At 30.1% G+C, this 14,118-nt stretch carries 15 protein-coding genes; 12 read left to right on the top strand and 3 right to left on the bottom strand.

The genetic code is table 11. The annotated features are described in order from the left end of the window. Window positions 1–24 precede the first annotated feature (24 nt). Entirely contained in the window at window positions 25–1,149 is a 1,125-nt protein-coding gene (locus HMPREF9131_RS01810) for a hypothetical protein (protein WP_009344999.1), read from the bottom strand. A 2-nt stretch (window positions 1,150–1,151) separates the two neighbouring features. Further along, complete coding sequence (locus tag HMPREF9131_RS01805) at window positions 1,152–1,730, bottom strand: xanthine phosphoribosyltransferase (RefSeq protein WP_004825853.1); 579 nt, start codon at window positions 1,728–1,730, stop codon at window positions 1,152–1,154. 89 nt (window positions 1,731–1,819) lie between these two features. Between HMPREF9131_RS01805 and HMPREF9131_RS01800 the strand changes: the two genes are divergently transcribed. The 5 genes from HMPREF9131_RS01800 to tsaD are packed head-to-tail and all read left to right on the top strand — an operon-like array spanning window position 1,820 to window position 4,863. After that, window positions 1,820–2,344, top strand: coding sequence for a nitroreductase family protein (locus HMPREF9131_RS01800; protein ID WP_009345030.1), 525 nt, complete (start codon window positions 1,820–1,822; stop codon window positions 2,342–2,344). After that, window positions 2,345–2,806 (top strand): tRNA (adenosine(37)-N6)-threonylcarbamoyltransferase complex ATPase subunit type 1 TsaE, encoded by a 462-nt coding sequence (gene tsaE / locus HMPREF9131_RS01795; RefSeq protein ID WP_004826104.1) that lies wholly within the window; start codon window positions 2,345–2,347, stop codon window positions 2,804–2,806. Then, window positions 2,787–3,446: a tRNA (adenosine(37)-N6)-threonylcarbamoyltransferase complex dimerization subunit type 1 TsaB gene (gene tsaB, locus HMPREF9131_RS01790; protein WP_009345027.1), complete on the top strand. Its 660-nt coding sequence runs from the start codon at window positions 2,787–2,789 to the stop codon at window positions 3,444–3,446. Before tsaE ends, tsaB begins: the two co-directional genes overlap by 20 nt. Further along, window positions 3,421–3,858, top strand: coding sequence for a ribosomal protein S18-alanine N-acetyltransferase (rimI, locus tag HMPREF9131_RS08555; protein WP_009345012.1), 438 nt, complete (start codon window positions 3,421–3,423; stop codon window positions 3,856–3,858). The genes tsaB and rimI overlap by 26 nt, the downstream gene beginning before the upstream one ends. A 12-nt stretch (window positions 3,859–3,870) precedes the next feature. Next, window positions 3,871–4,863, top strand: coding sequence for a tRNA (adenosine(37)-N6)-threonylcarbamoyltransferase complex transferase subunit TsaD (gene tsaD / locus HMPREF9131_RS01780; RefSeq protein WP_004825850.1), 993 nt, complete (start codon window positions 3,871–3,873; stop codon window positions 4,861–4,863). Window positions 4,864–4,945: 82 nt separating this feature from the next. Here tsaD and murC read toward each other — a convergent pair whose 3' ends face one another. Next, window positions 4,946–6,334: a UDP-N-acetylmuramate--L-alanine ligase gene (murC, locus tag HMPREF9131_RS01775; RefSeq protein ID WP_009345019.1), complete on the bottom strand. Its 1,389-nt coding sequence runs from the start codon at window positions 6,332–6,334 to the stop codon at window positions 4,946–4,948. A 196-nt stretch (window positions 6,335–6,530) separates the two neighbouring features. Here murC and HMPREF9131_RS01770 point away from each other — a divergent pair, with 196 nt between their 5' ends. The 7 genes from HMPREF9131_RS01770 (at window position 6,531) to purN (ending at window position 14,115) form a co-directional block, all read left to right on the top strand. Next, a complete protein-coding gene (locus HMPREF9131_RS01770; RefSeq protein WP_009345018.1) occupies window positions 6,531–7,421 on the top strand; it encodes a phosphatase in 891 nt (296 codons plus the stop codon). Next, window positions 7,422–9,563: a polyphosphate kinase 1 gene (ppk1, locus tag HMPREF9131_RS01765; RefSeq protein ID WP_009344997.1), complete on the top strand. Its 2,142-nt coding sequence runs from the start codon at window positions 7,422–7,424 to the stop codon at window positions 9,561–9,563. A 364-nt stretch (window positions 9,564–9,927) separates the two neighbouring features. Further along, window positions 9,928–10,608, top strand: a complete 681-nt coding sequence (locus tag HMPREF9131_RS01760; RefSeq protein ID WP_009344989.1) for a phosphoribosylaminoimidazolesuccinocarboxamide synthase — start codon at window positions 9,928–9,930, stop codon at window positions 10,606–10,608. A 129-nt stretch (window positions 10,609–10,737) separates the two neighbouring features. Next, window positions 10,738–11,214, top strand: coding sequence for a 5-(carboxyamino)imidazole ribonucleotide mutase (purE, locus tag HMPREF9131_RS01755; protein WP_009344986.1), 477 nt, complete (start codon window positions 10,738–10,740; stop codon window positions 11,212–11,214). Between the two features lie 3 nt (window positions 11,215–11,217). Further along, window positions 11,218–12,495, top strand: coding sequence for an amidophosphoribosyltransferase (locus HMPREF9131_RS01750; protein WP_009344988.1), 1,278 nt, complete (start codon window positions 11,218–11,220; stop codon window positions 12,493–12,495). Between the two features lie 5 nt (window positions 12,496–12,500). Further along, the gene (gene purM, locus HMPREF9131_RS01745; RefSeq protein ID WP_009345033.1) at window positions 12,501–13,529 is read left to right on the top strand and encodes a phosphoribosylformylglycinamidine cyclo-ligase; all 1,029 of its coding nucleotides are present in this window, start codon (window positions 12,501–12,503) and stop codon (window positions 13,527–13,529) included. After that, a complete protein-coding gene (gene purN, locus HMPREF9131_RS01740) occupies window positions 13,513–14,115 on the top strand; it encodes a phosphoribosylglycinamide formyltransferase (RefSeq protein WP_009345029.1) in 603 nt (200 codons plus the stop codon). The genes purM and purN overlap by 17 nt, the downstream gene beginning before the upstream one ends. The last annotated feature ends 3 nt before the right edge of the window (window positions 14,116–14,118 follow it).

Here is a 14,118-nt window from a genome sequence, read left to right as displayed (position 1 = left end):
TCCCACATTTTTTTATGCAAATTTTTATAAAATTTTTTCATAAACTCTATAAATTTTATCTTTAATCGCACCAAATTTTTCTATATCATTTATCATATCTTTGTTGTAGTCCCAAATTGTTGAACCTTCCAAAATTGTATATCCCTTTTTTACTGCATTTTTAAAAACATGAAAATAAATTGAAGATGTTACACCCTTATTTCTATATTCAGGTACAACCATTAGAACAAACATCCTAACTCTTTTTATTGAATTTTTTTTCAATAAAAATTTAATTTTATTGAAAAGGTTAAGCTTACCTTTAAAGTCTTTTAAAATTTCGTTATAATCAGGAAGCGTTAAGGCAAATCCAATAGGTTCGTCTTGGTAATTTCTTGCTATAACAATCAAATCTTTTACAATTAAGCTTTTCATCTGTTCAAAAATTGAATAAACATCAGATTTTTTTACAGGTATAAAATCTTCCCAACTAGGAGGAAGAGCTAAGTCTAAAATTTTATAAACATCTTCTAGCTCTTTTTCCATATTTTTTGTATCTAATACAGAAGTTTTGTAGGAATAGCGTTTTTGTACTTGTGGAAGCAGTCTTGAAAGCTTGTCAATTTTAGCAAGTAAATCATCTTTGTTTGCCTTATAGGCAAAAACATCGTGATATAAAGAAAAACCATAATTTACGAACTGGTCATTGTAATATTTTTTGTTGTAGACGTTCATGACTGAAGGATACTTATCAAAAGCGTTTATTAAAAAGCCCCTATTATCATCGCCGTCAGGTAGAGAAACAGGACCTCTCATTATTTTTATATTTAAAGATTTAAAAAATTTACTGCAAGCGTCTAATAAAGCCTTTGAAACTTCTTCATCTTCTATACATTCATATTGAGAAACATATCCTACACTGGAACTATGATATTCATTTAATTCTTCATCTACATAGGCTAGAATTCTTCCAACTATTTTATTATCCTTACTTGCTAAAAATAATTTATGTGGGCAAGAGATTAGTCTGTTATTTACACCCTTTAGAGAATTTTTATAATCATCGTAGATGGGGTAAACAAAATAATCGTTACTTTCATAGATAGAGTAAACTAGATGACAAAACTCATCTAAATCCTTATCTGTTTTTACTTCTTTAATTTCTAACATATTCAAATCCTTTTAAAAGAAAATTTGCCATTTTCTATTGAATCTATAATTGCTAAGGAATATAAATCATAGCCCAACTTTCGTACATAATCTCCGCCACCTTGATAGCCCTTTTCAACAGCAACAGAAATGCCTTCAATGTTTGCACCTGCTTTTTTGCTTATGTCAATTAATCCTCTAAGAGCATTACCTTCAGCTAAAAAGTCATCTACAATCAATAAATTATCGTCTTTACCTATAAATTCTTTTGATACACTTATCATATAGTCTTTTTTTGTTGTGTAAGATTTTACATGACTTTGCCAAAGACTATCGCCAATATTTAAAGTTTTTTTCTTCTTAGAAAAAACCACTGGAATATAGTTCATATTTTCACTAATAACTGTAGCAAAGGCTATGCCTGATGCTTCAATAGTAAGAATTTTATTTATGTTTTTATTTTTAAAATATTTTGCGACATCTTCTGCTAATGTATTTAAAAATTTAATGTCTAATTGATGATTTAAAAAGGAATCAACTTTAATGATATCCCCTTCAAGAATTTTTCCATCTTTAATTATTCTATCTTCTAAAAGTTTCATAAAAACCTCCACTACTATTATTACATTTAATTAAAAAAAATTAAAGTCTTAGTAAAATTTTATATGATATAATTATTAAAGGTGATATTATGTTTTTAGATTTAGCAAAAAAAAGAAGAAGTATAAGAAAATTTACAGATAAAGAAGTTACAGATAAAGAGATTAAAGAAATATTTGAAAGTGTCTTGAGGGCACCAACTGCTGTTCACAGAGATGTTATGAAATATATACTAATAAAAGATAAAAAATCTCTGGAAATACTTTCAAAATTTAAAAAATCAGGAGCAGAATTTTTAAAGGGTTCCAGTCTTGCTATTGCTGTAATTTCTGATAAATCTTTAGCGAAAAATACCTACCATCAAGATGCTTGCATAGGTGCAACTTTTATTCAGCTTGCTTGTGTTGACTTAGGTTTGTCATCTACATGGGCAAATGTGACCGATGCAAAAAATGAAGAGGGTAAAGCCTCCCAAGAATATTTACACGAACTTCTAGAACTCGATGAAAAATTTAATGTCGAATGTATTATTGGAATAGGTCATGGGGCAGAAGAAAAATCAGAAAAAGAAGCTTGGGATTATGATACACATGTAAAGGAAATTGTTATAAAATAAATGGAAATAATTTTAGATTCTTTAGAAAAAACAAAAGAATTTGGATTTTTATTAGGACAACTTTGTAAAGGTGGAATGGTTCTTTGTTTAAATGGAGATTTAGGAGCAGGAAAAACTACTATTACAAAATCTTTAGCAGAAGGTTTGGGAATTAAAGCAAATGTAACAAGCCCAACTTTTACTATTGTCAATGAATATAGGGGTAAAACTAACCTATATCATATTGATACCTACAGACTAAATGAGGGAATAGATACTCTTTACTTGGGTTTTGATGAGTATTTTTATTCTGATGGGATAACAGTAGTCGAGTGGGCTGATAAAATTAAAAATTCTTTACCGGAAGAATATATGACAATATATATTAAGGTAGAAGATAATATCAGAAAGCTAGAAATAACTTATATTGGCGATAAATATAAAGTTGTAGAGGAGAAATTATATGAAAGTTTTGGGATTTGATACCTCAACAATGACTACATCAGTCTCAATAATTGAAGATGAAAATATGTTAGCCTTGTATTCATTGCAAGGCTCAGTTTATCACAGCGAATCTTTAAGCGACATGGTAAATAATATTTTAAATAAATTTGACTTTGACCTATCACAAATAGATTTAATATCAGTCGGCATCGGACCAGGTTCCTTTACTGGTATAAGGATAGGGCTTACTTTTGCAAAAGTTATGGCACAAGTTTTAAAAAAAGATATTGTGGCAGTTTCATCACTTAAAGCCTGTGCAATTAAAGAAGATGGACTTGTAGGCTCAATTATTGATGCAAGACGAGGCCTTATTTATGCCTGCCTTATGGAAGATGGGAAAGTTCTTATGGATGATACAATAATAGAGCTTGAAAAATTCAAAGATATTGTAGGAGATAGAAAGATAACACTACAAGGTGTGGATGCAAAAAAATTTATCCATGACTTTAAAAATGCAAAATTAGGAAAAGAACTACAGATGAATGCCTACTATATTGCCTTATTAGGTCTTAAAAAATTTAAAGAAGTAGGTGGAGATGATTTTTATAAATTGGTGCCTAATTATTTAAAACTTTCTCAAGCGGAGAAAAATTATGCAGACAAAAATAAGACTTGCTGAAACTGGGGATGTAGATGATATTTATCAAATAGAGAAGCTTTCATTTGAAAATCCTTGGTCAAAAAATTCTTTAATTAATTTAATAGAAAAGGATAAATTATCAGAAATTTTAGTTTATGAAATTGACAACAGAGTAGTTTCTTATATCTCTTATATGAAAATTTTTGATGAGATCCATATTGCAAATGTAGCAACACATCCAGATTATAGAAATAAAAAAATTGCTGGGGAGCTTTTTAAATATTTTGTTGCCTATGCAGAAGATAATAAATTAAGCATTACCCTAGAAGTGAAAACAACCAATGAACACGCCCTAAGTTTATACAGAGCTTTTAATTTTAAAATAAAGGGCTTTAGAAAAAATTATTATGGTATAGATAAAGATGCTCTTATTATGTGGAGAGAAATATAAAGAGGTGAGAGAATGAAAACTTTAGCGATAGAATCATCTTGTGATGAAACTTCAGTGGCTATTTTGCAGGACGGTAGAGAAGTTCTTGCAAATATTGTAGCCTCACAAATAGACACTCACAAAAAATATGGTGGAGTAGTTCCGGAAATAGCTTCAAGACAGCACGTTGAGGCAATAAATACAGTCATCGAAGAAGCTTTTGAAAAATCAAAACTTAATTATTCTGATATAGATTTAATTGCAGCTACTAGAGGTCCAGGATTAATTGGTGCTTTGCTTGTTGGTTTGAGTGCCGGCAAAGCAATGGCACTTAGTTTAAATAAACCATTTTTAGGAATAAACCATATAATGGGCCATGTTTGTGCCAATTATATAAGTCACAAAGAATTAAAACCACCTTTTATTGGACTGATAATTTCCGGTGGACACACTTATTTGATAGATGTTAAAAATTTTGTGGATTTTGATTTATGCGGAACAACAGTTGATGATGCGGCTGGCGAAGCTTTTGATAAAGTTGCAAGGGCTATGGGACTTTCATATCCTGGTGGACCTGTTATAGATAAATTAGCAAAAGAAGGTAAAGAAACAATTGAATTTCCAAGAGTTATGATAAATGAAGGATATAATTTTTCTTTTTCTGGTTTAAAAACGGCAGTCATAAATTATATGCACAATAATGAGCAAAAACATCAAGAGATTATAAAAGAAGATGTGGCAAAATCTTTCCAAGAAGCAGTTGTCGATGTTTTATTAGAAAAAACTTTCAGATTGCAAAAAGAAAAGGGCTTAGATAAGATTGTATTAAGTGGAGGAGTTTCTGCAAATTCAAGGATAAGAGAAGCCTTCGAAGAAAGAGGCAAAAAAGAGGGAGTAGAAATTTATTACCCAAGCATATCACTTTGCACAGACAATGCAGCCATGATAGCTTCATGTGCCTATTATCTATATAAGTCAAAAACCTATGATGGAAAAACTTTTGCTGATCCAAATTTAGGTTTATAAATTAAAAAAATGTAAATGAAAAACTCTCAAGAATACTTTTGTATTAGTGAGAGTTTTATTTATTAGTTATAAATTTAAAATTTTAATTATTTTTTAAAAGTTCTTGACCTATTTCATAAACATTTCCAGCGCCCATAGTAACGACTGTATCATCATCTTTTAGATTTTCTTTTAAATATTTTATTATATCTGAAAATTCCTTTATATAAATAGCATTTTTATGGTGATTTGAGATTGCATCTACTAAAGTTTTAGAATGTATATCGCCATAGTCCTTTTCTCTTGCTGCATATATATCTGTTATTATTATTACATCACTTTGGTCAAAAGACTTTGCAAAGGAATCTAAAAGAAGTTTAGTCCTTGTGAAGGTGTGTGGTTGGAAGACGGTAAATAACCTTTTTTTGCATGATTTTTTTATAGCTGATATGGAAGATTTTATTTCTGTGGGATGGTGGGCATAATCATCCATGACTCTTGAATTTTTGTAAAGACCTTTAAATTCTAACCTTCTGTGAACACCCTTATAATCACCTATACCTTTTATACATTTTTCAAAATCAATTCCATTTTCATGGCAAGCTCCTATAGCTGCAAGGGTATTATAAATATTATGGTAGCCAAGGATTGCAAGTTCAACTTTTCCTATATATTTATCCTTATAATATAAATCATAATAAGGACGTCCATACATATCAAAATCAATATTTTTAGCCATATAATCTGCTTTTTTGTCTATAGCGAATGTGATTAATTTTGCATTGTCAATCGGTAATAGTTTTCTAGTATTTTCATCATCAATATTTATTATGCAGTAATCATTCTTATTTAATTTTTCTGTAAAACCTTTGAAAGTTCTAATAATATGGTCAATATTGTCAAAATAATCTAAGTGGTCTTCGTCAATATTTAAAATAACAGCGGTTGTAGGAAATAATTTTAAAATATTTGCCTTATATTCACAGGCTTCTGTCAAAAATAATTTTTTTTCTTTACCAATTTTTATGTTTCCATTTATATCATCTAGCTGACCACCAAGCATTATTGTGGGGTCGGTATCTAAATTTTTAATTATTTCTGCTACCATAGAAGTAGTGGAAGTTTTTCCGTGAGTTCCTGAAATAGCTATTGAGATATTATAGCTTTTCATTATTGCTCCTAGAAAACTTGCTCTATCAATTATGTCTTTTTTTTCGACAATAGCTTCCTTTAGTTCTTCATTATCCATACTTATAGCATCAGTATAGATAATTAAATCCATGTCTTTAATATGTTCTTTTTTATGCTCATAATAAATCTTAGCACCCTTAGATTCTAGCTTTTCTGTTTCATAAGATTTATTTTTATCACTACCAAAAACCTTATATCCGTTATATATCATAAGTTCTGCAAGGGCTGACATTGATATGCCACCTATGCCAATAAAAAATATATTTTTATACTTGTGAGCTTCTATATTAAAATCAAACAAAATTCTTCCTCCAATTCTTAAAATATTATAACATATATGTAAAAAAATTTTTATAAAGTGACCTAAAGATTTTACATTATAAATATTACATTTTTTATTGTATTTAGGGTATAAAAATTACATAGTATAAATTAATTCTTTACAAAAACTTTACAATGCAAGGTTAGAATTTATTTGAAATAGTTAGGGGTTAATAATGAATTATGCAATAGTTGATATAGGTTCAAACACAATTAGACTTATTATTTTTGAAATTTACAAAAATCAGGAAAGGAATATATTTGATAAGAAATATACTGCTGGTCTTATAAGTTATGTGGAAAATGGAGCTTTAAGCACTAAGGGAATTAAAAAATTGATAAGAACTCTTGAATCTATAAAAAGAATTGTGGATTTAATTGGTAATTGCAGTTTCAATCCTTTTGCAACAGCTTCTTTAAGAAATTTATCTAACAGGGATGAGGTTCTAAGAGAGGTTAAAGAAAAGCTTGATATTGATATTGATGTGTTAAGTCAAAAAGAAGAAGCTCTCATGGGTAATGTAGGGATTTTTGAAGATTTTAATATTGATAAGGGACTTACAATTGATATTGGAGGTGCCAGTACAGAAATTGTATCTTTCAAAAAAAATAAAGCTAGTGAATTTTTAAATTTGCAAATAGGCTCTTTACTTTTATTTTCTCAATATGTTTCAGTAGTTATTCCTAAGAAAAAGGAAATAGATTTAATTCAAAAAAAAGTATTGAAGGAAATAAGTTCCAAGAATTTTAAAAATACTTATAATACGCTTATTGGAATCGGTGGTACAGTCCGTGCCTGCGGTAAAGTAATTAGTGAGCTATATGGAAAAGATGAAAAATGTTTCAGCCTAAATGAGCTTGATAATTTATTATTAAATATAAAGAATAAAGATAAAGAAACAATAAGAACAATAATTAAGGTAAATCCATCGAGGATTCATACCCTTGTTCCAGGACTTATTATTTTATTTACAGTATGTAAATATCTTCACATCGAAGATATACAAGTTTCAAACAAGGGAGTGCGTGAGGGTTACTTGCATTTAAGAGTATTGGAAGGAAATTAAATGAGCGAAAAATTTTTTCAAAATAGAGAGTTATCTTGGTTGAGGTTTAATGAAAGAGTATTAGAAGAAGCGGTGGAAGATCATGTTCCGCTACTAGAAAAATTAAAGTTTGTAAGTATATTTGTTTCTAATTTAGACGAGTTTTTTATGGTAAGAGTTGGCTCTTTGCACGACTTATCACTGTTAAAAAAAGAAGCTCGTGATAATAAAACTGATATGAACGCAAATGAACAAATTAATGCCATACTTGAAATGCTTCCTCCTATGTATGCAAAAAAAGATAAGATATACAAAGAAATCACTGAAAAGTTAAGAAACTATAAAATTAGAAATTTAAAATATGAAGAAGCAAATGAAGAACAAAAAAATTTCATTGATGATTTTTATCTAAAAAATATTGATCAATTAGTTTCGCCTCAAATAGTAGACTTAAACCATCCTTTTCCATTTTTGGAAAATAATAAATTATATATAATTTGTTATTTGGAAAAAAATGGAAAAAATGTTTTTGGCATTGTTCCCGTAAGGAAATCTTATGTTACATACTTACTATTACCAGGACAAAACACAGATTATATTTTAATGGAAGATATTTTATTAGCTCAAATGGAAAATATTTTTAAGGGCTATAAAATAATTAGCAATAATGTTTTTAAGACGACCAGAAATACAGATTTTACAGATGATAGAGATACACTGGAAGAATTTGACGATTACCAAGCCTATATGAAAAATATTTTAAAAAAGAGGAAAAGGCTTGATGTGGTAAGAGTTGAATCCTGTGGAAAATTGCCGGAACCGGTGTTAGAATTTTTACTTAAGCAGCTAAATATTAAAGCAAAACAGGTTTTTGAACTGGATTCCCCCCTGCTTATGAAATATGTATTTACACTTATTGATGATATTCCAGGAGCAAGGAAAAATGAACTTCTTTACAAACCATTCATCGCCCACAATCCATTAGGACAAGATAGCTCAATTATTTCTGCTATTAGGGAAAAAGATAGGCTTTTGTCATATCCCTATGAAACGATGGAAACATTTTTGCAGCTATTAAAAGAGGCGTCTAAGGATTCTGAATGTAGGTCAATTAAAATAACAATTTATAGGCTGGCAAAGAATTCTAAAGTAGTTAGATATCTTTGCGATGCAGCTCAAAATGGGAAAGAAGTAACTGTTTTTGTTGAATTAAAAGCACGATTTGACGAAGAGAGTAACATTAACTATGCAAATATGCTTTATGAAGAAGGCTGCAATATAATTTACGGCTTTAATGCTTATAAAATACATTCAAAAATTTGTTTGATAACCTTTAGAGATAAATTTGGAAATCTTTCATATATAAGCCAAATAGGGACGGGTAACTATAACGAATCAACAGCTAAACAATATACGGATTTTTGTTTTATGACTGCAAATCCAGATATAGGTCTTGACGCTACAGACTTTTTTAAAAATATGTCCATGGGAAATTTGAATGGTAAATATAAGTACCTACTACAATCTCCCACATCTTTAAAAACAGGCTTAATGGATTATGTTAATATGGAAATTAATAAGGGAGAAAAGGGATATATTTGCTGTAAATTTAACTCTCTGACTGATAAAGAATTTATTGAAAAATTTGTTGAGGCTAGTCAAAAGGGCTGTAAGGTTGATTTGATAATTAGAGGAATTTCTTGTCTAATACCGGGTATAAAAGGCTACAGTGACAATATCACTATAAGGTCAATCGTAGGAAGATTTTTGGAACACCCAAGAATTTATGTTTTCGGAAAAGATGCCCAACATGTGTATATATCTTCAGCAGACCTTATGACTAGAAACACAGAAAAAAGAGTTGAAATCGCAACTCCTATACTTGATCCTGATATAAAAAAAAGAATTTTATCTTATATAGATGTGCAACTAAAGGACAATGTGGGAGGGAGGCTGATGAACTCCGGTGGAGAATACGAAAAATTTGACACAGACGGGGAGAAAATTTCATCTCAAGAGTATTTTATTGAAAAGGCAGAAAGGGAAGAAAAAGTTAAACAAGAAAATATTTATAGGCAATATGAAGATATTGTGGTGGAAAGAGAAGAAAAGACAAGTAAAGTTGGATTTTTCCAAAAGTTAATAAATTTATTTAAAAATTAATAATGCCTCCTAAGTTTTAGACTCCTTAAATATAAAGGGAGTCTTTTTTCAAGAAATTATTTCTAAAAAAAGTTAATAAATTTAATGGAGATTAAAACTTTATTTTTCTAGTGTGAACAAAAACTTATGAAAATTTAGGATAATCTTACTTAAAAAGTTATTGACTTTTAATAATATTATTGATACTATGACTATACGAGAGCTCATGAAAGTGAGCGAAAGCGTGCCTAGGGATCCGAGATTTATCTAAGGACCGAGCGGTACGAGTGCCGTAGGCATTACACCATAGGGACAAAAGCCCAGGGGGATAGGTTTCGCTAACCTATCTCTCGGGCTTATTTTTTTTGAGAAAGGATGTTTTAAGATGGAAGTTACTTACAGAGGAAAGACAAAAAACTTATTTCAAGAAGATGGAAAATTTTTTATGCAATTTAAGGATGATATGACAGGAACTGATGGTGTTTTTGATACTGGCGGAAATCAAGTAGCAGGTTCAGTTGCAGGTGCAGGTCATGAATGTATTAAAGTTTCAAAATATTTCTTTGAAAGACTTAAAGAAGAAGGAATAAAAACTCACTATATAAATGCTGATCTTGAAAAAAATGTTATGGAAGTTAAAAAAGCTTCAGTTTTTGGCAAGGGTATTGAAGTTATTACAAGATTTATTGCAGTTGGATCTTTTATTAGAAGATATGGTTCATATATTGAAGAAGGAAAACCACTTAATAATTATACAGAAATAACTCTAAAAGATGACGATAGAGATGACCCTCTAATTATCGAAGATGCTTTAGTTCAATTAGGAATTTTAAAAGAAGGGGAATATGATAAAATTTGCCAAATGAATATTAAAATTTCTAATATCATTAAAGATATACTAAAGGAAAAAGGACTTGACCTTTACGATATTAAATTGGAATATGGTCGTTTAGCAGGTTCTGATGAAATAGTTTTAATTGATGAAGTTTCTGGAGGAAATATGAGAGCTTACAAGGATGGTAAGTATATTAAACCTCTTGAACTTTCAAAATATATGGGAATTTAATCAGAAATTATTTGTAGAAGGAAAAGATTGTTTTTACATTAAAAGTATTTTACTAGATATGATTTTCTTTTTTGTAGGACTTCTTTTCCTTAAATATGTTATAGGGTAAAAATTTATTAGGAGGTAAAATTGAGAGTTTCAATAATAATGGGTTCAATTTCCGATAGAGAAATTGCGGACAAAGTTGTAAAAAAACTTAAGGAATTTGATGTTCATTATGAAGTAAAAGTTATTTCAGCTCATAGGGCACTTGATCTTTTAAAAAATTATGTAGAAAATGCCCAAGAAGAATCTGAAGTATTTATTGGAATTGCTGGCAAAGCAGCTCACTTAGCTGGAGTAATTGCAGGTATAACAACAAGACCTGTAATTGGAATCCCTGTTAAGTCTTCTCTTATGGATGGACTTGATTCACTTCTTTCAACAGTTCAAATGCCAAGTGGTGTACCTGTTGCTACAGTTGCAGTTAATGGCGGAGAAAATGCAGCAATTCTTGCAGTTCAAATGCTTGCTTTAAAAGATCAAGAACTTCAAAGAAAGCTTGACAATTTCAAAAAAACGATGGCTGAAAAAATTAAAAATACAGAATATAGATATGAAGGTTAAGATATGAGCGGAATATTTGGAGTATTTTCAAGCAAAAAAAATGTTAATGTTTTTCCTACAATTTATTCAGGTTTATTTGCCCTCCAACACAGGGGTCAAGATGCAATGGGAGTTTCATTATTAGAAAATGACAAACTTTCAGAAGTCAAGGGCAAAGGACTTGTAACGGATAACATTAAATTTGATAACATAAATAGATTAGAAGGATATGTGGGTTTATCTCACGTTAGATATCCATTTTCTGATGATGATAAAACCCTTTTACCTATGCCTTGGGTGTTTTATCCAGGAACTGAAGGGGAAAAAGCTTTAATAGCTATTGATGGAAAGTTTATTAATAAAGTTGAAGCCGAAGAAATCTCAGAAGTTTTAAATAGAAGTATGGATGATATTATAGAATTTATTTCTTATTTGAAGGGAGCTTATTCTATTTTATTTGCCAAAGAAGATAAGATGATTGCCATTCGTGACCCTTATGGAATAAAACCTCTTGTAATTGGTCACAAGGGTTGTGAAACTATAGTTTCAACAGAAAGTTGTGCTATAGAAGCCAATGGTGGTCAAGTGGATCACTTCTTGCAAGCCGGTGAAATAGTCGTTATCGACAAAAATGGTTATAAGTCTTATTTTGCCAAAGAAAGAGCTTATTGCCCATGTATTTTTGAAATGGTTTATACAGCAAGACCAGATTCTATAATTGATGGAGTTTCAGTATATGATGCTAGACTAAAAATGGGAGAAATACTTTATAGAGAAAATCCTGTTAAGGCAGATATAGTTGTTGGCTCTCCAGATTCAGGTCTTATTGCTGCTATTGGATTTGCCAAGGCTAGTGGAATAGAATATGAAAATGCCATCGTTAGAAATAAATATATAGGAAGAACTTTCATCCTACCAACAGATGATATGAGAAAAAAAGATATAAAAATTAAACTTAATCCGATTAAGAAATTTTTAAAGGGAAAGGATGTAGTTCTTGTTGATGACTCTATAGTAAGAGGAAATACTATAAAAAGAGTTATAGAAATATTAAAGGATTCAGGAGTCAATAAAATTCATATAAGAATAGCATCTCCTCCAGTAATTAATTCTGGTTCTTTAACCTTTGATATTCCAAAAGAAGAAGAACTTATTTCTCATGACAGAAGCATTGAAGAAGTTAGAAAACTAATAGGTGCCGATTCTTTAGGATATATTAGTTTAGAAGGCTTACGTGAAGCTTGCGGTAATAAAAATTACTATGAAAAATGTTTTGGGGGCAATGACCCATTTAAGGAGTAAGATAAATGTCAATTAATTATAAAGATGCTGGCGTTGATGTAGCAGCCGGTCAAGAAGAAGTTAAACTAATTAAAACTATTGTTGAAAAAACTCACGATTCTAATGTACTTTCAGCTATTGGAGGTTTTTCAGGTCTTTATGATATAAATTTCAAAAATATCGAAGAACCTGTTTTAGCTTCAGGAACTGATGGAGTAGGAACTAAGGTAATAATAGCTCAAAAGATGAAAAAAAATGACACTATTGGCATAGATTGTGTAGCAATGTGTGTAAATGATATTTTGTGCCAAGGTGCTAAACCTTTATTTTTCCTTGACTATATTGGAGCTGGTAAACTTGTGCCTGAAAAAATGGCAGAAATTGTTAAGGGTGTAAGTTTAGGATGTAAGATTGCTGGAGCTTCTTTAATTGGTGGAGAAACTGCAGAAATGCCAGGTGTTTATAACATTGACGATTATGATTTAGCAGGCTTTGCAGTAGGAATTGTTGATAAGAAAAAAATTATAGATAAATCTTTAATAAAAGAAGGGGATATTCTTTTTGGACTATCCTCTTCAGGCATACATTCAAATGGTTATTCACTGGTTAGAAAAATTGTATTTGAAGAAAATAACTTTTCCCTAGATCAAAAATTTCAAGGACTAGAAAAAAACTTAGGTCAAACTTTATTGGAACCGACAAAAATTTATGTTAAAGAGATGCTACCCCTTGTGGAAGAAGGTCTAATTCATGGAATGTGCCATATCACAGGTGGAGGTTTCTACGAAAATGTGCCGCGTATGATTCCAAATGGATTTTGTGCAAAAGTTGATTTAAGTAAAGTTAAAAGACCTCAAATTTTTAATTTATTACAAGAATGGGGAAATCTTAAATTAGAAGATATGTATGGAACTTTTAATATGGGTATAGGTCTAATTTTTGCAGTGGATAAAAATGATGAAAAGAAAGTAATGGATCATTTTAAAGATTATGATTCAATTTATAAAGTTGGTAGTGTAGTAAAAGGGGATAATAAGATTGACCTCAAATATTAATATTGCAGTTTTTATTTCAGGTGGCGGCACTAATCTTGCCGCCTTAATAGAAGGACAAGACAAAAACGTTTTTAAGGGTAAAATTAAGCTTGTTTTATCTAACAAAAAAAGTGCCTACGGCTTAGTTAGAGCTCAAAATGCAGGCATAAAAAATATTGTAGAAAAAGATAATGAAAAAATCCTTAAAATTTTACAAGATGAAGATATTGATTTAATAGTCTTAGCGGGCTATTTAAAAATTTTACCAGATTTTATTATTAAAAACTTTGAGAATAGGATTATTAATATCCATCCTTCTCTAATACCATCTTTTTGTGGAGATGGTTTTTATGGTATAAAGGTTCATGAAAAAGTTATTGAAAGTGGAGTTAAGCTAACAGGAGCAACTACTCATTTTGTTACGGCTGAAACTGACATGGGACCGATCATTATGCAAGAAGCTGTAAAGGTTAATTTTGAAGATAGTCCAGAAGTTTTACAAAAAAGAGTTTTGGAAGTTGAACATAGAATTTTAGTAGAAAGTGTAAGACTTTTTTGCCAAGGGTCTTTAAGAGTTATTGAAAACAGAGTGAAAATAGAAAGGTAGTAT

The organism is Peptoniphilus sp. oral taxon 836 str. F0141, assembly GCF_000179335.1.
GTDB lineage: Bacteria > Bacillota > Clostridia > Tissierellales > Peptoniphilaceae > Peptoniphilus_A > Peptoniphilus_A lacrimalis.
This window is presented reverse-complemented; position numbering and strand designations above follow the sequence as displayed.

What these genes read in the sequence shown, in the direction of transcription:
- HMPREF9131_RS01810 (WP_009344999.1), bottom strand. Translation starts at nt 1,149, where the DNA reads ATGTTAGAAATTAAAGAAGTAAAAACAGATAAGGATTTAGATGAGTTT.
- HMPREF9131_RS01805 (WP_004825853.1), bottom strand. Translation starts at nt 1,730, where the DNA reads ATGAAACTTTTAGAAGATAGAATAATTAAAGATGGAAAAATTCTTGAA.
- HMPREF9131_RS01800 (WP_009345030.1), top strand. Translation starts at nt 1,820, where the DNA reads ATGTTTTTAGATTTAGCAAAAAAAAGAAGAAGTATAAGAAAATTTACA.
- tsaE (WP_004826104.1), top strand. Translation starts at nt 2,345, where the DNA reads ATGGAAATAATTTTAGATTCTTTAGAAAAAACAAAAGAATTTGGATTT.
- tsaB (WP_009345027.1), top strand. Translation starts at nt 2,787, where the DNA reads ATGAAAGTTTTGGGATTTGATACCTCAACAATGACTACATCAGTCTCA.
- rimI (WP_009345012.1), top strand. Translation starts at nt 3,421, where the DNA reads ATGCAGACAAAAATAAGACTTGCTGAAACTGGGGATGTAGATGATATT.
- tsaD (WP_004825850.1), top strand. Translation starts at nt 3,871, where the DNA reads ATGAAAACTTTAGCGATAGAATCATCTTGTGATGAAACTTCAGTGGCT.
- HMPREF9131_RS01770 (WP_009345018.1), top strand. Translation starts at nt 6,531, where the DNA reads ATGAATTATGCAATAGTTGATATAGGTTCAAACACAATTAGACTTATT.
- ppk1 (WP_009344997.1), top strand. Translation starts at nt 7,422, where the DNA reads ATGAGCGAAAAATTTTTTCAAAATAGAGAGTTATCTTGGTTGAGGTTT.
- HMPREF9131_RS01760 (WP_009344989.1), top strand. Translation starts at nt 9,928, where the DNA reads ATGGAAGTTACTTACAGAGGAAAGACAAAAAACTTATTTCAAGAAGAT.
- HMPREF9131_RS01750 (WP_009344988.1), top strand. Translation starts at nt 11,218, where the DNA reads ATGAGCGGAATATTTGGAGTATTTTCAAGCAAAAAAAATGTTAATGTT.
- purM (WP_009345033.1), top strand. Translation starts at nt 12,501, where the DNA reads ATGTCAATTAATTATAAAGATGCTGGCGTTGATGTAGCAGCCGGTCAA.